The organism is Micromonospora sp. NPDC047793 (assembly GCF_040642635.1).
Taxonomy (GTDB): domain Bacteria; phylum Actinomycetota; class Actinomycetes; order Mycobacteriales; family Micromonosporaceae; genus Micromonospora.
In genome coordinates, this window is record NZ_JBEYSG010000006.1 from 49,140 (window position 1) to 68,499 (window position 19,360).

At 72.4% G+C, this 19,360-nt stretch carries 21 protein-coding genes and 2 riboswitches; of the genes, 13 read left to right on the top strand and 8 right to left on the bottom strand.

Annotated elements, in window-relative coordinates; all coding sequences use genetic code 11:
- The first annotated feature begins 114 nt into the window (after positions 1-114).
- The 7 genes from ABZ738_RS14700 to ABZ738_RS14730 all read left to right on the top strand — a co-directional run bounded on the left by ABZ738_RS14700 (position 115) and on the right by ABZ738_RS14730 (position 5,448).
- Complete coding sequence (locus ABZ738_RS14700) at positions 115-567, top strand: FHA domain-containing protein (RefSeq protein WP_093402417.1); 453 nt, start codon at positions 115-117, stop codon at positions 565-567.
- A 50-nt stretch (positions 568-617) separates the two neighbouring features.
- Positions 618-1,319 carry a MerR family transcriptional regulator gene (locus tag ABZ738_RS14705; protein ID WP_176095855.1) on the top strand — a complete coding sequence of 234 codons (702 nt, stop codon included), beginning with the start codon at positions 618-620 and terminating at the stop codon, positions 1,317-1,319.
- A 171-nt stretch (positions 1,320-1,490) separates the two neighbouring features.
- On the top strand, positions 1,491-1,955 hold the full coding sequence (locus tag ABZ738_RS14710; protein ID WP_013733914.1) for a bifunctional nuclease family protein: 465 nt from the start codon (positions 1,491-1,493) through the stop codon (positions 1,953-1,955).
- A 268-nt stretch (positions 1,956-2,223) separates the two neighbouring features.
- Entirely contained in the window at positions 2,224-2,763 is a 540-nt protein-coding gene (locus ABZ738_RS14715; protein WP_131053828.1) for a MerR family transcriptional regulator, read from the top strand.
- Positions 2,764-3,160: 397 nt separating this feature from the next.
- Positions 3,161-3,559, top strand: a complete 399-nt coding sequence (locus tag ABZ738_RS14720; protein ID WP_131053827.1) for a group 1 truncated hemoglobin — start codon at positions 3,161-3,163, stop codon at positions 3,557-3,559.
- Between the two features lie 3 nt (positions 3,560-3,562).
- Positions 3,563-4,741, top strand: coding sequence for a globin domain-containing protein (locus tag ABZ738_RS14725; RefSeq protein WP_131053826.1), 1,179 nt, complete (start codon positions 3,563-3,565; stop codon positions 4,739-4,741).
- On the top strand, positions 4,738-5,448 hold the full coding sequence (locus ABZ738_RS14730) for a DivIVA domain-containing protein (protein WP_236145786.1): 711 nt from the start codon (positions 4,738-4,740) through the stop codon (positions 5,446-5,448). Before ABZ738_RS14725 ends, ABZ738_RS14730 begins: the two co-directional genes overlap by 4 nt.
- Before the next feature lie 67 nt (positions 5,449-5,515).
- Here ABZ738_RS14730 and ABZ738_RS14735 read toward each other — a convergent pair whose 3' ends face one another.
- Positions 5,516-6,175, bottom strand: a complete 660-nt coding sequence (locus tag ABZ738_RS14735; RefSeq protein ID WP_357213448.1) for an SDR family oxidoreductase — start codon at positions 6,173-6,175, stop codon at positions 5,516-5,518.
- Positions 6,176-6,247: 72 nt separating this feature from the next.
- On the opposite strand from ABZ738_RS14735, the gene ABZ738_RS14740 reads away from it, so the two are divergent.
- Together ABZ738_RS14740 and gcvP are read left to right on the top strand one after the other, a co-directional pair.
- Entirely contained in the window at positions 6,248-7,114 is an 867-nt protein-coding gene (locus ABZ738_RS14740; RefSeq protein ID WP_131057137.1) for an NAD-dependent protein deacetylase, read from the top strand.
- 61 nt (positions 7,115-7,175) lie between these two features.
- A riboswitch (glycine riboswitch) is annotated at positions 7,176-7,274 on the top strand.
- Between the two features lie 75 nt (positions 7,275-7,349).
- Complete coding sequence (gene gcvP, locus ABZ738_RS14745; protein ID WP_357213451.1) at positions 7,350-10,169, top strand: aminomethyl-transferring glycine dehydrogenase; 2,820 nt, start codon at positions 7,350-7,352, stop codon at positions 10,167-10,169.
- A gap of 121 nt (positions 10,170-10,290) precedes the next feature.
- On the opposite strand, the gene ABZ738_RS14750 is transcribed toward gcvP, so the two are convergent.
- On the bottom strand, positions 10,291-10,491 hold the full coding sequence (locus ABZ738_RS14750; protein WP_131057861.1) for a DUF5999 family protein: 201 nt from the start codon (positions 10,489-10,491) through the stop codon (positions 10,291-10,293).
- A 96-nt stretch (positions 10,492-10,587) separates the two neighbouring features.
- On the opposite strand from ABZ738_RS14750, the gene ABZ738_RS14755 reads away from it, so the two are divergent.
- The gene (locus ABZ738_RS14755) at positions 10,588-11,865 is read left to right on the top strand and encodes a chorismate-binding protein (protein ID WP_357213454.1); all 1,278 of its coding nucleotides are present in this window, start codon (positions 10,588-10,590) and stop codon (positions 11,863-11,865) included.
- Positions 11,866-11,875: 10 nt separating this feature from the next.
- Entirely contained in the window at positions 11,876-12,382 is a 507-nt protein-coding gene (def, locus tag ABZ738_RS14760; RefSeq protein ID WP_131054961.1) for a peptide deformylase, read from the top strand.
- Here def and ABZ738_RS14765 read toward each other — a convergent pair.
- Genes ABZ738_RS14765 through ABZ738_RS14775 form a run of 3 tightly spaced genes read right to left on the bottom strand, consistent with a single transcriptional unit; the run spans position 12,365 to position 14,573 of the window.
- Positions 12,365-12,949 (bottom strand): GNAT family N-acetyltransferase, encoded by a 585-nt coding sequence (locus ABZ738_RS14765; protein ID WP_357213852.1) that lies wholly within the window; start codon positions 12,947-12,949, stop codon positions 12,365-12,367. The genes def and ABZ738_RS14765 overlap by 18 nt on opposite strands.
- Before the next feature lie 34 nt (positions 12,950-12,983).
- The gene (locus ABZ738_RS14770) at positions 12,984-13,760 is read right to left on the bottom strand and encodes a GNAT family N-acetyltransferase (RefSeq protein ID WP_131054959.1); all 777 of its coding nucleotides are present in this window, start codon (positions 13,758-13,760) and stop codon (positions 12,984-12,986) included.
- 33 nt (positions 13,761-13,793) lie between these two features.
- Positions 13,794-14,573 (bottom strand): TSUP family transporter, encoded by a 780-nt coding sequence (locus ABZ738_RS14775; RefSeq protein WP_275540808.1) that lies wholly within the window; start codon positions 14,571-14,573, stop codon positions 13,794-13,796.
- A gap of 175 nt (positions 14,574-14,748) precedes the next feature.
- On the opposite strand from ABZ738_RS14775, the gene ABZ738_RS14780 reads away from it, so the two are divergent.
- The gene (locus ABZ738_RS14780) at positions 14,749-15,528 is read left to right on the top strand and encodes an endonuclease/exonuclease/phosphatase family protein (protein WP_131054958.1); all 780 of its coding nucleotides are present in this window, start codon (positions 14,749-14,751) and stop codon (positions 15,526-15,528) included.
- Here ABZ738_RS14780 and ABZ738_RS14785 read toward each other — a convergent pair.
- Together ABZ738_RS14785 and ABZ738_RS14790 are read right to left on the bottom strand one after the other, a co-directional pair.
- Positions 15,451-16,389 carry a tetrahydrofolate dehydrogenase/cyclohydrolase catalytic domain-containing protein gene (locus tag ABZ738_RS14785; protein ID WP_357213459.1) on the bottom strand — a complete coding sequence of 313 codons (939 nt, stop codon included), beginning with the start codon at positions 16,387-16,389 and terminating at the stop codon, positions 15,451-15,453. The two genes, ABZ738_RS14780 and ABZ738_RS14785, sit on opposite strands and share 78 nt — an antisense overlap.
- A 13-nt stretch (positions 16,390-16,402) precedes the next feature.
- Positions 16,403-16,486: riboswitch (ZMP/ZTP riboswitch) on the bottom strand.
- Between the two features lie 32 nt (positions 16,487-16,518).
- A complete protein-coding gene (locus ABZ738_RS14790; protein ID WP_357213462.1) occupies positions 16,519-17,580 on the bottom strand; it encodes an FAD-dependent monooxygenase in 1,062 nt (353 codons plus the stop codon).
- Positions 17,581-17,635: 55 nt separating this feature from the next.
- Between ABZ738_RS14790 and ABZ738_RS14795 the strand changes: the two genes are divergently transcribed.
- Positions 17,636-18,202, top strand: a complete 567-nt coding sequence (locus ABZ738_RS14795) for a TetR family transcriptional regulator (RefSeq protein ID WP_357213465.1) — start codon at positions 17,636-17,638, stop codon at positions 18,200-18,202.
- Here ABZ738_RS14795 and ABZ738_RS14800 read toward each other — a convergent pair.
- The gene (locus ABZ738_RS14800; RefSeq protein ID WP_357213468.1) at positions 18,190-19,191 is read right to left on the bottom strand and encodes a tyrosine-type recombinase/integrase; all 1,002 of its coding nucleotides are present in this window, start codon (positions 19,189-19,191) and stop codon (positions 18,190-18,192) included. The genes ABZ738_RS14795 and ABZ738_RS14800 overlap by 13 nt on opposite strands.
- Between the last annotated feature and the right edge of the window lie 169 nt (positions 19,192-19,360).

Genomic DNA, 19,360 nt, shown 5'->3' on the forward strand with positions numbered 1-19,360 from the left:
GCGTCGCGGACAGCCTTTCCGGGCACGGAGAGCCAGCCGCCGGGTGATGTGTACCCGGCGGCCGGACCCGCCGTCTCCCGACGCCGACCGAAACAGATCCGTGAGGTGGTCCCCATGACTCGCCCAGGCGACGAGTTCCCCCCGCTCGACGTCACGTCGACGCTCAATCTCGGTTCGCTCGAGGAAGCGCTGGAGGGGCCGGACACCGATGTGGTGCCGAGCCGGATGTCCGGTTCGCTGCCGCCGGGGATGGCGCTGCTGGTGGTTCGTCGGGGTCCGAACGCGGGTGCGCGGTTCCTGCTGGATCACGACGTGACAACCAGTGGGCGGCATCCGGACAGTGACATCTTCCTCGACGACGTGACGGTGTCGCGTCGGCACGCGGAGTTCCACCGGGACGGTGGGACGTTCACGGTGCGTGACGTGGGCAGTTTGAACGGCACGTACGTGAATCGGGAGCGGGTCGAGGCCGCCACGTTGAGCAATGGTGACGAGGTGCAGATCGGTAAGTTCCGGGTCGTGTTCATCGCCGGTCCGCGCCCGGAGGGGGAGGCCGGCCGGGGGTGAACGAGCCTGCGGCTTCTCCGCCGTCCGGGGTGGGTCGCGCCCAGCCGTTGATGAGTATCGGCGAGGTGCTGGCCCAGTTGCGGGTGGATTTTCCTGACGTGACGATTTCGAAGCTGCGGTTCCTCGAGGCCGAGGGTCTGGTGGAGCCGCAGCGCACGGCGGCTGGTTATCGGAAGTACAGCTGGGACGATGTGTCGCGGTTGCGGTTCGTGTTGACTGCGCAGCGGGATCAGTATCTGCCGTTGCGGGTGATTCGTGAGCAGTTGGCGCAGTGGGATGCCGACGGTGCGGCGCCGGAGCGGTCGCGGCCGGCGTTGGTGGCGGTGGGCCCGGACGGTGAGGTGCCGGGGCGTGGTGCGGCGTCGTCGGTCGAGTCGGGTCAGGTGCGGCTGGATCGTACGCAGTTGGTGGCGCGCAGTGGGCTGGACGAGTCGACGTTGGGCGAGTTGGAGCGGCTCGGGTTGGTGGTGTCGGATCCGCCGGGCTGGTACGACGGCGATGCGTTGATCATCGCGAAGGCGGTGGCCGGTTTGGCGGCGTACGGGTTCCAGCCTCGGCATCTGCGGGGTTACCGGACGGCGGCGGATCGGGAGGTGGGTCTGTTCGCGCAGTTGGTGGCGCCGTTGGCGCGGCAGAGTGATCCGGCGGCGCGGGCGCGGGCGGCGGAGACGGCGCGGGAGTTGGTGGCGTTGTCGCAGCAGTTGCATGCGGCGTTGGTGCGGGTGGGGTTGCGGTCGACGTTGGGTCGGTGAGGTGCGTGTGCGCGCTGATCGGCGGGTTGGTGAGTGGCGTAGGCTTGCGGGGGTAACCCCTTCTGGGCACGGGCGTGGTGCGCGGAGCGCGTGAGATGGCCGTGTCGCGGTCCGTGTACCGTGCAGTGAAGGGCGCGGTGCGGCGTAGGTGACAACGACACGGAGGCGGCGGTGCGCGAGCTGAGCGTGGTCGGGGTTCGGGTGGAGTTGCCCAGTAACCAGCCGATCGTCCTGCTCAGGGAGGTCGAGGGTGACCGCTATCTGCCGATTTGGATCGGCGCGGTCGAGGCGACGGCGATCGCTTACGAGCAGCAGGGTGTCAAGCCGGCCCGGCCGTTGACCCATGATCTTCTGCGGGATGTGTTGGCGGCGTTGAAGGCGCCGTTGCGGGCGGTGGAGATCACCGAGCTGAAGGAGAACGTGTTCTTCGCCGATCTGTTGATCGGTGACGGGGTGCGGGTCTCGGCGCGGCCGAGTGATTCGATCGCGTTGGCGTTGCGGGTCGGTGCGCCGATTCGTTGTGCCGAGCAGGTCCTCAGTGAGGCGGGGATCGTGATTCCCGATGAGCAGGAGGACGAGGTGGAGAAGTTCCGGGAGTTCCTGGAGCAGGTGCGGCCGGAGGACTTCGCCGGTTGATCGGTGGTCCGGGCTGTGGGCCCGGGCCGGTGTGCAGGTGCGGACCACCATCGTGGCGTTACGGTCGGTGATGGTGATGGTCGTCGCTGTCGATGCGCGGCGTGTCGCGGCGGTTTCTCCGTGGTAACCCTGGGCGGTCGCTATAGGGTTGCCGTGTCGAGGGGTACGCGTCCCGGAAGCGACGTGTCACCGCACTGACGGGGAGGTTGTCCGGATGCACGAGCCGCGAGATTCCGATCCGGTTACGGGGTGGGACGAGTCGGGTGGGATGCCTGGTTCGGCGACTGACGGTGACGGTGCGGTGGGGTACCGGGGTGTGACGGCCTGCCATGCGGTGGGGATCAGTTACCGCCAGTTGGACTACTGGGCGCGGACGGCGCTGGTGGTGCCGAGTGTGCGGGACGCTTCGGGTTCGGGTACGCAGCGGTTGTACTCGTTCCGGGACCTGGTGGTGTTGAAGGTCGTGAAGCGGTTGCTGGACGCCGGGGTGTCGTTGCAGAACATCCGTAAGGCGATCGAGGCGTTGCGGTCGCGTGGGGTGGAGGATCTGGCGGGCATCACGCTGATCTCCGACGGGACGACGGTGTACGAGTGTCGTTCCCCGGAGGAGGTGGTCGACCTGTTGCAGGGCGGCCAGGGGGTGTTCGGTATCGCGATCGGTGGCGCGTTCAAGGAGATCCAGGGGTCGTTGTCGCACCTGCCGGCGGAGCCGGTGGGGGGCGTGGTGGAGCCGGAGCCGGAGGTCCCCGCGGGCGGGGATCTGGGTGACGAGTTGGCGGCGCGTCGGGCGCGGCGGCGGGCCGGCTGAGGGTCGTCCGCCCGCCGGTGTGGGCGTGGTTTTCTGCGGACGTTTTTGTCGATCACGCTGTGTCTCGGGTCGGGTCGTGGGTGTAACGGTGGTGCGGTGCGGCGGGGCCGACACCAGTGCCCGCTGAGCAGCGTGTGCGGTGACGCGTGTACGGCTCGCCCCGATCGCCGCCGGTGATCACGCCGCTACGATGTGCGGTCATCTTCCTCTGATCTGTCACGGTGTGTGTCCGCGTGCTGGCGGTGGAGATCCGTGCGGGACAGACGGGCGCGGCGCGGCACGCTATCGTCCGATCCGGTCCGCCTGACACCTCGCCGCGACGGCGGGGGTGCCGGTGGCGGGCGTCGCGCCGATTGCCGCGCGTCTGTGCACTCTCTCCCTGCGGAAGGACTGACCTGTGACGGTCACCGACGAGACCATCCCCGTGTCGCACTTCGAGCGGATCGGCGGGGCCGCCGCGGTGCGGGCCGCCGTCGAGCTGTTCTACGACCGGGTGTTGGCCGACGCGGAGCTGGCCGGCTACTTCACCGAGGTGGACATGGCGGTCCAGCGTCGCCACATGGCGTTGATGCTGACCGTGGTGCTGGGTGGCCCGAACGAGTACGCGGGCCGGGACCTGGCTACCGCGCACCGGCCGTTGCAGATCCCGGTGGCGCACTACGTGCGGGTGGGTGAGCATCTGACGGCGACGTTGACGCAGTTGGGGGTGCCCGGCGACGTCATCACCGACGTGCAGGCGGTGCTGGCGGCGGTGCAGGACCAGGTGGTGGCCGGCGACGGCCGGGCGGACGCCTGAGCTGTGGACGTCTCTCGTCTGAAGCGGAGTTGGGCGTCGGTCGCCGCGCACGGTGACCAGGTTCCGCTGTACTTCTACTCGACGTTGTTCCTGGCGCATCCCGAGACCCGGCAGATGTTCCCGACGAACATGGCGGGGCAGCGGGACCGGCTGGTGACCGCGCTCGGTCACATCGTGTCCCAGGTGGACCAGGTGGACCGGCTGGTGGGTTTCCTGCAGGACCTCGGTGCCGACCATCGCAAGTTCGCGGTGCGCGCGGAGCACTATCCGGCGGTGGGTGAGGCGTTGCTGGCGACGCTGCGGCACTTCCTCGGTGACCAGTGGACCGAGGAGCTGGCACAGGACTGGGCGGCGGCGTACGGGTTGGTGGCGCAGGTGATGGTCGAGGCGGCGCAGGCCGCCGAGGCGGTGAATCCACCGTGGTGGGTGGCGGAGATCGTCGGCCATGAGCGGCGGGGTTTCGACGTGGCGGTGCTGACGGTGCGTCCGCAGTATCTTCTGCCGTTCACGGCGGGGCAGTCGATCGGGGTGTCGCATCCGGCGGTGCGGGCGTGGCGGTACTACTCGCCGGCGAACGCCCCCCGTCAGGACGGCACTCTGGAGTTGCACGTGCGGGCGGCGCCGGGTGGCGCGGTGTCGTCGCGGCTGGTGTACGGGTGCGCGGTGGGCGATCAGCTGCACCTGTCGGCGGCGGTGGGGGAGTCGTTGACGTTGCGGTCGTCCGGGTCGGCGGATCTGTTGCTGCTGGCCGGTGGGACCGGGTGGGCGCCGGTGCGGGCGTTGGTGGAGCAGGTGTCCGCGGAGGGGTCGGGTCGGCAGGTCGACCTGTACGTGGGGGCGCGGTCGCGGACCGAGTTCTACGACGGTGACCTGCTGGAGAAGTGGGCGTCGTCGTATCCGTGGTTGCGGGTGACCCAGGTGGTGGGGGTGGACCTGGACCGGCCGGGGGAGTTCGTGCATCCGGTGGATCGGGCGCTGGCCGACGGCGACTGGCGGTCCCGTCACGTGTACGTGTGCGGGTCCGACGACATGGTGACGTACGCGGTGACGGCGTTGACCCGCGCCGGTTTCCATCCCGGGCGGGTGCACCACGAGGGTCTGGGTGCGCAGTGGTACGGCCCCGCGTGGCGTACGGCGATGCAGAGTCCTTCCGTCCCCGACGATTCCGGAGGTGTCCGGTGAGTGATGACCAGTGGCGGGCCGGTTCGGTGGGTACGGCCCCGATCGGCCGGTACGACGGCACCCCGGTGTCCGGTGGGGTGCCGGTGCGGTTGACCGCCGACCGGGTGCGGCGGTGGGAGTTCGGGTCGGCGTCGTTCGCCCGGCGTGGCTACGACCAGTCCGGGGTGGACCGGTTCCGGATGCAGGTGGCCGACGAGTTGGATCGGCTCTCGACGCGGGTGGCGGATCTGCGGGCGGAGAACGAGATGCTCACCGGCCATGTGGAGTTGCACCGGCACGGGGTGTTCCCGACTTCGGGTCCGACGCCGCAGGCCCCGGCGGCCAAGGAGGTGAACCTGCTGTCGGCGGCGCAGCGGGAGGCCGAGCAGATCATCGCGCAGGCGCACGACTACGCGCGGCGGGTCGCCGAGTACGCCCGGACCCAGTACGAGAGTTACGTGCGGGCGGCGGTGGAGGAGGCCCGGCAGCAGGCGGAGCGGGCGGTGCAGGACTACCGGGCGTCGGCGGGGCCCACCTTCGACGACGGGGTGGCCGCGCGGGAGGCGCTGCGGATCTACGGCGAGATGATGATCTCGCACATGCAGGCGGCGGCGCGGCATCTCGACGACGGTCGCGCGCAGTTGGCCCGCACGATGGAGCGCATCGGTGGGTCGGTGGAGGTGAACGCGGCGGCGGGCCGGTCGTTGCCGCGTCGCCAGCAACCCTGACGGTGCTGCGGGGCGGCCGGTCGGGCCGGTGCGGGGTTGTCGCGTCCGCCGCTACCGGCGCCGCACTTCAGGTGCCGCCGTGGGCGGCCACCGCGGCGGTGATCGGGGTGGGGCCGGCGACGGTCTCCAGGGTGAGGCCGGCGGTCGCGGGGGCGTCGAGCAGGGCGACGAGGACGGCGGCGACGTCGGCGCGGCTGATCGGGCCCCGGGGCACCTGGCGGTCGAGGGTCACGTGGCCGGTGGGCGGGTCGTCGGTGAGGCGGCCGGGGCGCAGCACGGTCCAGTCGAGGTCCCGGCGGGTCAGGTCGTCCTCGGCGGCCTTCTTGGCCCGCAGGTAGGCGACGAACACCTCGTCGGTGTCGGCGGGCGGGTCGGTGTCCACGCCCATCGAGGAGACGAGCAGGTAGCGGCGTACTGCGGCGGTTTGGGCGGCGTCGGCGAGCAGCGCGGCGGCGGCCCGGTCGACGGTGTCCTTGCGGGCGGTGCCGCTGCCCGGTCCGGCGCCGGCGGCGAAGACGACCGCGTCGGCGTCGGTGAGGTGCGCGGCGAGGTCGCCTGCGGTGACGTGTTCCAGGTCGGCCAGGACGGGCACGGCGCCGTCGGCGCGCAGCGCGGCGCGGTGGTCGGGGTTGCGGACGAGGCCGACGGGGACGTCGCCGCGGGCGGCGAGTTCGCGGTGCAACAGTCGGGCGATCTTGCCGTGGCCTCCGGCGATGACGACACGCATGGGACGAATCTATCCGCCCGGGGTGTGGCCCTGCCGCCGCTGGCTCGCCGACGGGCCGCCGGTTGGGGCAGCATGGTGCGGGTGGAGGACGTGATCGAGCAGGTGGCGGGTTTGGCCGCCGGCGGTGCGGTGGTGGTGCTCAGCGGCGCCGGCCTGTCCACCGAGTCGGGTATCCCCGACTATCGGGGGCCCAGCGGGGTGGCGCGCCGGCACACCCCCATGACGTACCAGACGTTCACCGGTGACGTGGCGGCCCGTCGCCGCTACTGGGCGCGCAGCCACCTGGGGTGGCGGTGGATCGCGCGGGCGGACCCCAACGACGGGCATCGGGCGGTGGCCCGGTTGCAGCGGGCCGGTGTGGTGACGGGGATCATCACGCAGAACGTGGACGGGCTGCACACGGCCGCCGGCAGCGCCGGGGTGGTGGAGTTGCACGGCCGCCTCGACGAGGTGGTGTGTCTGGGCTGCGGTCGGCGGACGACGCGGGAGGACCTGGACGGGCGGCTGCGGCGGGCCAACCCGGGGTTCGACGCGCAAGCCGTCGCGATCAACCCGGACGGTGACGTGGATCTCGACGACGACCAGGTGGCCGGGTTCCGGGTGGTCGACTGCGGGGCGTGCGGCGGGATGCTCAAACCGGACGTGGTGTTCTTCGGCGAGACGGTGCCGGCGCCCCGGGTGGCGCGGTGTTACGCGATGGTGCGGCAGGCGCGGCTGCTGCTGGTGCTGGGGTCGTCGCTGACGGTGATGTCGGGGCGGCGGTTCGTGTCGGCGGCGGCCCGGCAGGACGTGCCGGTGGTGATCGTCAACCAGGGGGCCACGCGCGGTGACGGGTACGCGCGGCTGCGCGTCGACGCCCCGCTGGGCCGTCTGGTGCCGGCGCTGGCCGACCGGCTCTGCCCGGCCGGCGCGGATCCGGTGGTGACCGTCGCCTCCTGAGCAGGGGGCCGGGGCTTCGGTGTGGGCCGTCGGGGACGCTGGTAGCGTTGATCGTGCCGGTAGCACCCGCGTGGGAGAGACCGCCTGGCGGCAGCCGGGGCGGCGCCGAAGGGGCAAATCCTCCCCGGAACCTCTCAGGCAAAAGGACCGCGTGGGTCAGGCACTGTGGAGCGCCCGTGGGTGTGACAGAGGGGGAGGGCCGACCTGTCGACCCCGCCCCGCAGGAGCGCCCCTCATGACCTCAGAGTTCGCCGACCGTCACATCGGTCCCGGCCCGGACGACGAACGCCGGATGTTGGCCACGGTCGGGTACGCCTCGATCGACGAGCTGATGGACGCGGCGATCCCCGAGGTGATCCGCTGGCACGGTCGCCTGGACCTGCCGGAGCCCACCGGTGAGCACGAGACCCTGACCGAGTTGCGGGCCCTCGCCGCCCGCAACACCGTCGCCGTGTCGATGATCGGCCTCGGCTACCACGGCACGTACACCCCGGCGGTGATCCGCCGTAACGTGCTGGAGAACCCGGCCTGGTACACGGCGTACACGCCGTACCAGCCGGAGATCAGCCAAGGCCGGTTGGAGGCGCTGCTGAACTTCCAGACCATGGTGTCGGACCTGACCGGTCTGGCGACCGCGAACGCGTCGATGCTCGACGAGGGTACCGCCGCGGCCGAGGCGATGACGTTGGCGCGGCGGGCGTCGAAGAGCAGCAGCCCGGTGTACGTGGTCGACGCCGACGCCCTGCCGCAGACCATCGCGGTGATCGCCGGTCGGGCCGAGCCGCTCGGCATCGAGGTGCGGGTGCTGGACCTGACCGTGCAGGAGTTGCCGGCGGAGTTCTTCGGCCTGCACCTGCAGTACCCGGGGGCGTCCGGGGCGGTCCACGACCAGGCGCCGCTGGTGGCGGCGGCGCACGAGGTCGGCGCGTTGGTGACGGTGGCGGCGGACCTGCTGGCGTTGACGCTGCTGCGGTCGCCGGGGCAGATCGGCGCGGACATCGCCGCCGGCACCACCCAACGGTTCGGGGTGCCGATGGGTTTCGGGGGGCCGCACGCCGGCTACCTGGCGGTGCGGGCCGGGTTGGAGCGGATGCTGCCCGGCCGGCTGGTCGGGGTGTCCCGCGACACCGCCGGCGACCCGGCGTACCGGCTGGCGTTGCAGACCCGTGAGCAGCACATCCGGCGGGAGAAGGCGACCAGCAACATCTGCACCGCGCAGGTGCTGCTGGCGGTGATGGCCGGCATGTACGCCGTCTACCACGGTCCGGACGGGTTGCGGGCGATCGCGACGCGCACCCACGAGACGGCGGTGCGGCTGGCCGCGGGCCTGCGGGCCGGTGGCGTGGACGTGGCCGACGTGCCGTTCTTCGACACGGTCACGGCGACGGTGCCGGGGCGCGCCGCTCAGGTGGTGGCCGACGCGGCGGCGCGCGGGGTGAACCTGCGGCTGGTCGACGACGACCGGGTGGGGATCTCGTGCGACGAGACCACCACGCGGGAGCACGTGGCGGCGGTGTGGGCGGCGTTCGGCGTCGACGGTGTCGACGGCGCGGTGACGGCGGCGCTACCGGACGCGTTGCGGCGGACCGACGAGGTCCTCACCCACCCGGTGTTCCGGTCGCACCACTCGGAGACGGCGATGCTGCGGTACCTGCGGCGGCTGGCCGACTTCGACTACGCGCTGGACCGGGGCATGATCCCGCTGGGGTCGTGCACGATGAAACTCAACGCCACCACCGAGATGGAGCCGGTGAGCTGGGCGGAGTTCGCCCACATCCACCCGTTCGCCCCGGCGGAGCAGACCGCCGGCTACCGGGAGATGATCGGCCAGTTGGAGGGGTGGCTGGCCGAGGTGACCGGCTACGACGCGGTCAGTGTGCAGCCCAACGCCGGGTCGCAGGGGGAATTGGCCGGGTTGCTGGCGATCCGCGCGTACCACCGTGACCGGGGTGAGGGGCACCGGGACGTGTGTCTGATCCCGTCGTCGGCGCACGGCACGAACGCCGCGAGCGCGGTGATGGCCGGGATGCGGGTGGTGGTGGTCGGCTGCGACGACGACGGCAACGTCGACCCGGTCGACCTGGACGCCAAGATCGACCGGCACCGGGACGCCCTGGCGGCGATCATGGTGACGTACCCGTCGACGCACGGCGTGTACGAGACGGGCATCGCGTCGCTGTGCGCGAAGGTGCACGACGCCGGCGGTCAGGTGTACGTCGACGGCGCGAACCTCAACGCGCTGGTCGGGTTCGCCAAGCCGGGCCGGTTCGGGGCCGACGTGTCGCACCTGAACCTGCACAAGACGTTCTGCATCCCGCACGGCGGCGGTGGCCCCGGGGTGGGTCCGGTGGCGGTGCGCGCGCACCTGGCGCCGTTCCTGCCCGGTGACCCCGGTGGCGCGCCGGTGGACGGGCGGCCGGCGATCTCGGCGGCCCGGTACGGGTCGGCGGGCATCCTGCCGATCCCGTGGGTGTACCTGCGGATGATGGGTGCCGACGGGCTGGCCCGCGCCACCGGGGTGGCGGTGCTGGCGGCCAACTACGTGGCGGCGCGGCTGCGGGAGCACTTCCCGGTGCTGTACGCGGGCAACAAGGGCCTGGTGGCCCACGAGTGCATCCTGGACCTGCGGCCGTTGACGAAGACGACCGGTGTGAGTGTCGACGACGTGGCCAAGCGTTTGATCGACTACGGGTTCCACGCGCCGACGATGTCGTTCCCGGTGGCGGGGACGCTGATGGTGGAGCCGACCGAGAGCGAGGACCTGGCCGAGCTGGACCGGTTCTGCGACGCGATGATCGCCATCCGGGCGGAGATCGACGAGGTGGCGGCGGGACGCTGGCCGGCCGGGGACAACCCCCTGGCGAACGCGCCGCACACGGCGGCGATGGTGGCCGGTGACGAGTGGCCGCACGCGTACCCGAGGTCGGTGGCCGGCTACCCGGGCGGCGTGGACCGGGCGGGGAAGTACTGGCCGCCGGTGCGTCGGGTCGACGGCGGGTACGGCGACCGGAATCTGGTCTGCTCGTGTCCGTCGCCGCAGGCGTACGAGAGCTGACGGCAGCCGCGCCGGGGCGGTCGCTGCCGCCCCGGCGTCGCGTCGACCTGGTCGTGACGGCCCCCCTGGTGGGGACTAGCCTGGGTCGACGCGGGAAGAGTCGTGACGGATCGTGACCAGGTCAGGCGGCGAGGGCGTGTCGGGCGGGGCCGCGGTGCGGTGCGATGCTGCTGCCGTCGGGCAGCAGCTCGCCGGTGTCCTCGAAAACGATGACGCCGTTGCAGAGCAGGCTCCAGCCCTGTTCACGGAAGCAGGCGATGACCTTGGCAGCTTCCCGGTCGGTGGCTTCGGCGGAGGGACAGGTGGGTTGGTGCTGGCACATCGGGTTCTCCGGACTGTGGGGGCACTGTGTCATGGTTCACATGACCAGTGACGCACAGTACCAAGCAAACGCATGGTGCATCGAGCGGAAGTGTGCGTGGTCCGTGGGAAATCCGCTGAACGGATGAGCCACCACCAACCAGACGTCGTGGAAGCGCTCCCACGGACGGTGGTCGATCCGTCACCGTACGACCCCCCGGCCGCGCCCCCACCCTGCCGGGGCCGCCGCGTCGAACGCGCCCGCTGGCAGTGGCACCCCACCGACGGCGGCGACCCCGCCACCGCCGTCGAGGACTTCCTCGCCGCCCACGGCCTGCCCCGACACGACCTGGCCCGCCCCACCCGCCCCCACCACCCCGACGACCCCGTCTGCGGCGCCGCCCTCTACGTCTCCGCCGCCGCCGGCGCCCTGCTCGCCGGCGGCACCCCCGGCGCCGCCAACCCCGCCGACCTGCCCGAGATCGCCGTCGTCGTCTACGGCCACACCGACACCCCCACCACCCCCACCACCAGCGGGACGTGGTGGCGCGGCCCGTGGACCGAGAGCTGGACCCCCGAGGAACACGCCGACGCCGTCCGCGCCGTCCGCACCGCCATCGGCCACGGCGACGTCTACCAGGTCAACGTCGTCGGCCACGCCGCCGCCCCCTACCGCGGCGACCCCCGGCCCGCCCTGGCCCGCCTCGGCCGCCTCCCCGGCGCCCGCTACGGCGGCGTCCTCACCGGCGACGGCTGGGCCATCGGCTGCGCCAGCCCCGAAACCCTCGTCGAGGTCCGCGCCGGCACCCTGACCACCCGCCCCATCAAAGGCACCCGCCCCGCCACCGCCGCCGGCCGCGCCGACCTGCTCACCTCCGCCAAGGAACGCGCCGAACACATCATGATCGTCGACCTGGAACGCAACGACCTGGCCCGCGTCGCCCGCACCGGCACCGTCCGCGTCGACGACCTGTTCGCCGTACGCCGCTGGTGCGACCTGTGGCAGGCCGAATCCACCGTCCGCGCCGACGTCTCCGACGGACTCGGCCTGGCCGACCTGCTCCGCGCCGTCTGCCCCGGCGGCTCCGTCACCGGCGCCCCCAAACTCGCCGCCCTGCACCACATCGCCGCCCTCGAACCCGTCGGCCGCGGCGCCGGCATGGGCGCCCTCGGCTGGATCGGCCCCGACCACCTCGACCTCGGCCTGACCATCCGCACCGCCGCCACCGACCGCCACGCCCTGCACGTCTGGGCCGGCGGCGGCATCACCTGGGACAGCGACCCGCACGCCGAAGTCGCCGAAGCCGCCGCCAAGACCGCCCCGGTCCGCGCCACCCTCGACCCGCCCCGCCCCGACCGCCCCGGCCGCCCCACCACCGGCACCACCGACCGATAACCTTGCCGACATGACCATGCGGGACATCCGAATCATCGGCGACCCGGTGCTACGCACCCCCAGCGAACCCGTCACCAGCTTCGACGCCGACCTACGCGCCCTGGTCACCGACCTGATGGACACCCTGCTCGGCGCACCCGGCCGCGCCGGCGTCGCCGCACCCCAGATCGGCGTCAACGCCCAGGTGTTCGTCTACGACGCCGACGGCCACCGCGGCCACATGATCAACCCCACCCTCGAACTCTCCGACGACCTACAGGACGACGACGAGGGCTGCCTGTCCATCCCCGGCCTGTACTTCCCGACCCCCCGCGCCCTGCACGCCACCGCACACGGCTACGACCAGCACGGCGAACCCCTCACCATCGCCGGCAGCGGATTCCTCGCCCGCGCCCTGCAACACGAGACCGACCACCTCGCCGGCCGCCTCTACGTCGACACCCTGCGCGGCGACGTCCGCCGCCGCGCCCTGCGGGAGATCCGCGCCGGCCGCTTCGACTCACCCCGCCGCGCCTGACCCACCCGCCACCCACTCGTCCCGGGTGATCGCATACTCCACCTCACCGGCCTGCGCCCCCGGCAACGGATCCGGCCACGGCAGGTGCAACGTCCGCACGTGACGCATCCCCACCGCCGCCATCGTCGCCCGCGACCCCACGTTGACCGCCATCGTCTCGGCGAAGATCCGCGACAACCCCAGGTCGGCGAAACCGTACCGAATCAACTCCCGGGCCCCCTCCGACGCCAGACCCCGACGCCAGAACCGCCGCGCCAACCGATACCCCAACTCGGCCTGACCCACCACCGGCCCCTGATCGGCCCGCGACGGCGGCTCCAACAGCCACCACCCGACGAACTCACCGTCCACCGACCCCGCCCAGAACCCCAACCCCGGCGACCGCCGCGCCACCGCCAACCGCTCCCGGTGCCACCGCGCCACCTCCGCCGCCGACCGCACCGGCCCCAGGAACCGCATCACCTCCGCGTCGGCGTCCAACGCCACCTCATCAGGCAGATGCACATCCGCCAACGGCGCCAACACCAACCGCGCGGTACGCAGAATCACCTGAGACACGCGCGTCATCATCCCGGCCACCGGGCACCACCGCCACCGACAATCAGCGGCCACCGGCGCGCAGCCGGAACTCGCCGTACTCGGCCACCCGGGTGAACCCCAACCGCCCGTACAACCGCACCGCCGCCCCGTTGTCGGCCTTCACGTTCAACGTCACATGGTCCACGTCGGCCCGTAACACCTCGCACAGCCGCGTCACCACCGCCGCCGCCAACCCCCGACCCCGCCACCCCGGCCGCGTCGTCACGTTCCCGATCGCCGCGACCCGATACGTGGGGGAGAAGACATGCACCCCCGCCACCGCCACCAACAGCTCACCGTCACTGACCCCCACGTACCGGCCGGTGTCCACCATCCGCGCGTCGAACCAGTTCCCCGGATACGCGACCGCGTACAACTCCCGCAGCCGAGGCAGATCCGCCCGCCCCAACACCACCCCCGCCGGCGACACCCCCACCGCGCGTGAAGGATCCGTCCACGCCATCTTCAGATGCGTCCCCGACGACGTCACCTCGAACGCCCCCGCCAACGCCACCTCCACACCGGGGGACAGGTGCGCCTCCAACCGGGCCGGCAACACCGGCACCACCTCACCCAGCAACGCCGACACCGCCGCCACCCCGCCCGGCCGCGTCAACGCCACCAACGTCGGCGACACCGCACCGTGATACAGCAACACCACCGCGTCCCCACGCCGAAACCACGACGTGTACGGCCAGAAGAAATCGTCCAGATCACCCAACTCGTACGCGTGCAGCCGAGGATCCCGCCCCAACAGACCCGCCAGGACGGCCCGGTCGTGTTCCGCGCGCACCGACACCCGCCGATGATCACACGCGCCGCGTCGCGCCGCTCACCCCGCCCGCCACTGGTCGTAGCCCAACTTCGCCACCAACGCCACCACCACCAGCAACAACACCCCCCGCACGAACCCCGCACCCCGCCGCAACGCCATCCGCGCACCCACCATCGCGCCCACGACGTTGCACACCGCCATCGCCGCACCCAACAGCCACCACACATGCCCCGTCACCGCGAACACCGCCAACGCCCCCGCGTTCGTCCCCGCGTTCACCACCTTCGCCATCGCCGACCCGTGCAGAAAATCCGCCCCCACCAGGGCCGTGAACGCCACCACCAGGAACGTGCCCGTACCCGGCCCGATCAACCCGTCGTACAACGCGATACCCACCCCCGCCACCAGCACCGCCACCACGACCCGCACCCGGGTACGCCGCCCCGGCGACGCCGACACCCCCAACCTCGGCCGCGCCACCACGAACACCGCCACCGCCACCAACACCACCAACACCACCGGCCGGTACGCCGACGGCGGCACCGCCCCCGCCAACGCCGCACCCACCCCCGCGCACAACACCGCCAGACCCGCCGCCGGCCCCACCACCGCCCAGTCGACACGAGTACGCCGCGCATACGTCACCGCCGCCGCCGACGTCCCCGCGATCGCCGCCAACTTGTTCGTGCCCAACGCCGTCGCCGGCGGCATCCCCGGCGCCGCCACCAACAACGCCGGCAACAACAACAACCCGCCGCCACCCACCACCGCGTCCACCCAACCGGCCAACACGGCAGCGGTCAGCAGCAGCGCGACAGTCGACGGATCCAGATCCACGGCGGCATTCTTCCCACCCCGAGACGACCGACGCCGCCACCTGTGGCCAGCCTCACCGGCCCCGACGCCGCCGCAACCACACCCCGACCGCACCCACCGCCACGAACACCAGCACCGAACAGAACAACACCCGCAGCATCGGGCAACTGTGCCACGGCGTCGATAAGGTGACACGGTGCGCCTGGCCACGTTCAACCTGCTGCACGGCCGGTCCCTGACCGACGGCCTCGTCGACCCCGCCCGCCTCGCCGCCGCCGTCACCGCCCTCGACGCCGACGTCCTCGCCCTCCAGGAAGTCGACCGCGACCAGTCCCGCAGCGGCAACCACGACCTCACCGCCATCGCCGCCCAGGCCCTCGGCGCCACCGAACACCGCTTCGCCGCCGCCGTCGTCGGCACCCCCGGCGAAGCGTTCCGCCCCCTCACCCACGACGACGACGGCCACGGCGAACCCTGCTACGGCGTCGGCCTGATCTCCCGCCACCCCGTCAGCAGCTGGCACGTCACCCGCCTACGCCCGGCACCCGTACGGTCCCCGGTCTACGCACCCGGCCCCCGCGGCGGCCTCATCCTGCTGCACGACGAACCCCGCGTCGTCCTCGCCGCCGTCCTGGACACCCCGCACGGGCCCCTCACCGTCGCCGCCACCCACCTGTCCTTCGTGCCCGGCTGGAACATCCGCCAACTCCGCCAGGCCGTCCGCGTCCTACGCGCCCTGCCCGCACCCCGCATCCTGCTCGGCGACCTCAACCTGCCCACCTGGGCCACCCGCCTGGTGTCCCGCTGGCACCCCCTGGGCCGCCGCCCCACCTACCCCGCCGGGCAACCCCGCGTCCAACTCGACCACATCCTCGCCGACCGACAGGACCTGCACCGCCTACCACCGGTCACCGCCGTGCGGACCCCGCTGGCCACCATCTCCGACCACCGACCCCTCCTGGTCGACCTCGGCTGACCTCGCCGCCGCCCGCACCGCGTTACGGAACAGCATCGCCACCGTCACCGGACCCACCCCACCGACCCGCGGCGTGATCGCCCCCGCCACCCGCCCACACGACGGATCCACATCCGGCAACAACCGGCGCCCCGCATACCGCACCCCACCACCCACCACCACCGCACCCGGCCGCACATGATCCGGCCGCACGATCCCCGGCACCCCCGCCGCCGCCACCAGGATCTCCGCCCGCCGCGTATACCGAGGCCAGTCCGGCACCCCCGTGTGCACCACCGTCACCGCCGCGTTCGCCGTCGGCCGCTTCTGCGCCAACAACAGCGCCAACGGACGCCCCAACGTCGCCCCGCGCCCCAACACCACCACCTCCCGACCCGCCACCGGCACCCCGTGGAACGCCAACAACGCCTCCACACCCGCCGGCGTACACGGCACCGGCCCCGGCAGCCCGAGCGCCAACCGCCCCACGTTCACCGGATGCATCCCGTCCACGTCCTTCGCCGGGTCCAGCACCTGCAACGCCCGGTCGTAGTCCAACCCACCCGGCACCGGATGCTGCACCACCACCCCGTGCACACCCCGGTCCGCGTTCAGATCCGCCACCACCGCATGCAGATCCGCCTGCGACGCCGACCCCGGCAACCGCACGTGCGGCGACGCGAAGCCCAACTCCGCCGCCTGCCGCTGCTTGATCCGGATGTAGCCGGCGCTCGCCTCGTCGTCACCCACCAGCACCGTCGCCAACGCCGGAGTCACCCCGGCCGCCCGCAACGCCGCCACACCCTCGGCCACCTCGACCAGAACCTGCTCCGCCACCGGCCCACCAGGCAACAACCGGGCCGTCGTCGACGTCGTGGACATGGCTCACCTCGATCGTGGAGGCCCAGGCGGACGACCCCCACGACGAGCTCCCCGATGGTCCGATCCATCCCCGGTGCCGCCAGTCGCGTCACCCGCAGCCTTCCACACCCGACGCCGCGACCACCACCGTCAGCCCGGGGGACCGAACGCCAACGCCCACCGCAACGCCACGTCCCGCACCCCGGTGAACCGCCGCACCTGCGCCAACCGTCCCGCCCGCACCGCCATCGCCGCCATCCGCTGCGTCGGCACCCGCCGCACCCCGTCGTAGCGGGCCAACGCCGCCGACACGTCCGACTCCACCTCCAACGCCTCCGACAACGCCACCGCGTCGATCAACGCCTGACAGGCACCCTGCCCCAGATCCGGCGTCATCGCGTGCGCCGCGTCGCCCAGCAACACCCACCGCCCCCGCACGTACGTCGGCACCGGCGACAGATAGTGCACGTCGTGATGCAACATCCCGGCCACGTCGACGCGATCCAGCACCGCCGGCACCGGGTCGTGCCAGTCACCGAACCACCCCCGCAACGCCGCCAGATCACCCTCCGGCGGCCGGAAACCCTCCGGCGCCGCCACCGCCGCGTACCAGTTCGCCACCCCGGGACCCTGCGGCGTCACCCCGAACTTGCGCCCCGGACCCCACGTCTCCCCACCGGAGGCCACCTCCAACGGCACCGTGCCACGCCACGCCGTCACCCCCGAGTACCGCAGCGGGAACCGATCACCGAACATCGCCACCCGGGTCGCGCTGCGGATCCCGTCCGCGCCCACCACCACGTCGTACCCGTCACCCAGCTCCGCCGGACCCGCCACCGGCGCCCCGAAACGCACCGTGCCCGCCGGCAACGCCTCCGCCAACAGACCCAGCAACGCCGGCCGGGACAGCAGCAGCACCCCCTCACCGTGCCGCCGACGGATCCGCCCCACGTCCAACCGGGCGATCACCGTCCCGTCCGGGCGACGCATCGCCCCGTCCGGCTGCTCCCGACCCCGTTCCCGCGCGAGCGCACCCACACCGAGCCGATCCAACGCCCGCAACGCCGACGGCCAGATCCCCAACCCGGTACCCGTCCCGGGCAGCCCCGCCGCCCGCTCGAACACCGTCACCTTCCACCCGGCGCGCAGCAGTCCCACCGCCACCGCCAGCCCACCCACGCCGCCTCCGATGACAGCCGCTGATCCTCGCATCACCCGACCGTACTACAGATGTAGTCGCAGCCACTACTGCTGTAGTCTCACCTCCGTGGACGCCCGCCAACAACGCCTCCTCGACGCCGCCATCGCCGTCCTCGGCACCCGCGGCCCCCGCCATCTCACCCACCGCGCCGTCGACGACCAGGCCGAACTCCCCACCGGCTCCACCTCCAACCGCTACCGCACCCGCGAAGCCCTCATCGCCGGCGTCCTCACCCGCATCCTCGACCTCGAAACCACCGGCTGGAACCACCTCGCCGGCACCCTCGACCACATCGACCCCGACACCTTCACCACCGCCCTCGGCGCCCTCGCCCACGGCCTCACCACCACCCACCGCGCCCTCACCCTCGCCCGCCTCGCGATCTTCGCCGAAGCCGCCCACCACCCCGCCCTGCAACACCAGATCGCCCAACGCCAACACGACCTCGCCGCCTGGGCCACACCCCTGCTCGCCGCACTCGGCGCCCGCCACCCCACCACCGCCCTACGGCTCCTGCTCGCCCTCCTCGACGGCCTCCTCAACAACCAACTCGCCAACCCCGACCCCGACTTCGACCCCACCGCCGCCATCGCCGCCGTCCTCCCGGCAGTCCTCGACGCTCACCCCGCCTGAGACCGCACCAACCCCACCAACGCCCGGTACGTGCGATTCACCCGCGCCGCCTCCCGCTGCTGCCCCGACGTCACCTCGATGTACGTCTGCGACGACGCCAACGACGCATGCCCCAACAACCGCATGATCTCCGCCGCACCCGCCCCGTCCTCGGCCAACCGCGTCGCGAACGTGTGCCGCAACGCGTGCAACCGCGCCCCACGCGGCACCCGGTCACCGATCCCCGCACGCCGGTAACAGGACTCCACCAGATACTGCAGACCACCCCGCCGCAACGCCTCACCCTCCCGATCCACCAGCAGCGGCGACCCCGGCCGCACCGACCGCGCACCGAACCGCCGCACCCGACTGTCCAGATAGTCCGCCAGCAGCGCGTCCAGATCCGGCTCCACCGGCAACACCCGAGGCCGCCCACCCTTACCGGCCACCTCCAGCCGGCGCTCACCCGGCCGACCCGCCAGCGAACCGACCCGCAACGCCAGCAGCTCCGACAACCGCAGCCCGGCACACAACGCCAGCGCCAACACCGCCACGTCCCGCTCCGGCCACGGATCGCGCTGCCGACCTCGCGCCTGCGCCGCCGCCGCGAGCAGCCGCTCGGGAGTGTCCTCACCCCGCAGCGGCTTCGGCACCGGCAGCGGCGCCCGGGGCCGACCCACGGCCGGCATCGGATTGCCGGCCACCACCTGCTCGGCCACCAGGAACGAGAAGAAGCCGTTCCAGGTCGACCAGGCACGACCGACCGAGGCGGCGGCCCGGTCGGCGGCGAAGCGGGCGAACGCCGCCCGCATCAGCCTGGGGGAGAGCGCCTCGATCGACAGGGCGTCGAGGGGGAGGGGAGGGGTGGCCAGCTCCGCCGCGAGAGCGGCCACCGCGACCAGATCCCGCCGGTACGCCGCCTGCGTGTGCGGGGAGGGCTTGCGCGTCGCCCGCGACGTCAGGAACTCCTCGATCAGCACCTGGACCGCTTCACCCCTTTTGTCATGCATAAGGGATATTATGCATGATTTTCGGGTTCATGGCCGACCCAGGGGAGCGGGGGCGGTTTCCGGCGCGAGCCGTGCCGGGCGTCGGGAAAGGGCGCCACGGGGCTGGTTCCTCGGCTGCGCCTGGATTGACGGGTTCCCAGGCGGCGGCGACGTGGCGCGCGCGATAGGG

What these genes read in the sequence shown, in the direction of transcription:
- ABZ738_RS14700 (WP_093402417.1), top strand. Translation starts at nt 115, where the DNA reads ATGACTCGCCCAGGCGACGAGTTCCCCCCGCTCGACGTCACGTCGACG.
- gcvP (WP_357213451.1), top strand. Translation starts at nt 7,350, where the DNA reads ATGACCTCAGAGTTCGCCGACCGTCACATCGGTCCCGGCCCGGACGAC.
- ABZ738_RS14790 (WP_357213462.1), bottom strand. Translation starts at nt 17,580, where the DNA reads ATGCGAGGATCAGCGGCTGTCATCGGAGGCGGCGTGGGTGGGCTGGCG.
- ABZ738_RS14705 (WP_176095855.1), top strand. Translation starts at nt 618, where the DNA reads ATGAGTATCGGCGAGGTGCTGGCCCAGTTGCGGGTGGATTTTCCTGAC.
- ABZ738_RS14800 (WP_357213468.1), bottom strand. Translation starts at nt 19,191, where the DNA reads ATGCATGACAAAAGGGGTGAAGCGGTCCAGGTGCTGATCGAGGAGTTC.
- ABZ738_RS14740 (WP_131057137.1), top strand. Translation starts at nt 6,248, where the DNA reads ATGGTGCGGGTGGAGGACGTGATCGAGCAGGTGGCGGGTTTGGCCGCC.
- ABZ738_RS14750 (WP_131057861.1), bottom strand. Translation starts at nt 10,491, where the DNA reads ATGTGCCAGCACCAACCCACCTGTCCCTCCGCCGAAGCCACCGACCGG.
- ABZ738_RS14765 (WP_357213852.1), bottom strand. Translation starts at nt 12,949, where the DNA reads ATGACGCGCGTGTCTCAGGTGATTCTGCGTACCGCGCGGTTGGTGTTG.
- ABZ738_RS14735 (WP_357213448.1), bottom strand. Translation starts at nt 6,175, where the DNA reads ATGCGTGTCGTCATCGCCGGAGGCCACGGCAAGATCGCCCGACTGTTG.
- ABZ738_RS14715 (WP_131053828.1), top strand. Translation starts at nt 2,224, where the DNA reads ATGCCTGGTTCGGCGACTGACGGTGACGGTGCGGTGGGGTACCGGGGT.
- ABZ738_RS14785 (WP_357213459.1), bottom strand. Translation starts at nt 16,389, where the DNA reads ATGTCCACGACGTCGACGACGGCCCGGTTGTTGCCTGGTGGGCCGGTG.
- def (WP_131054961.1), top strand. Translation starts at nt 11,876, where the DNA reads ATGACCATGCGGGACATCCGAATCATCGGCGACCCGGTGCTACGCACC.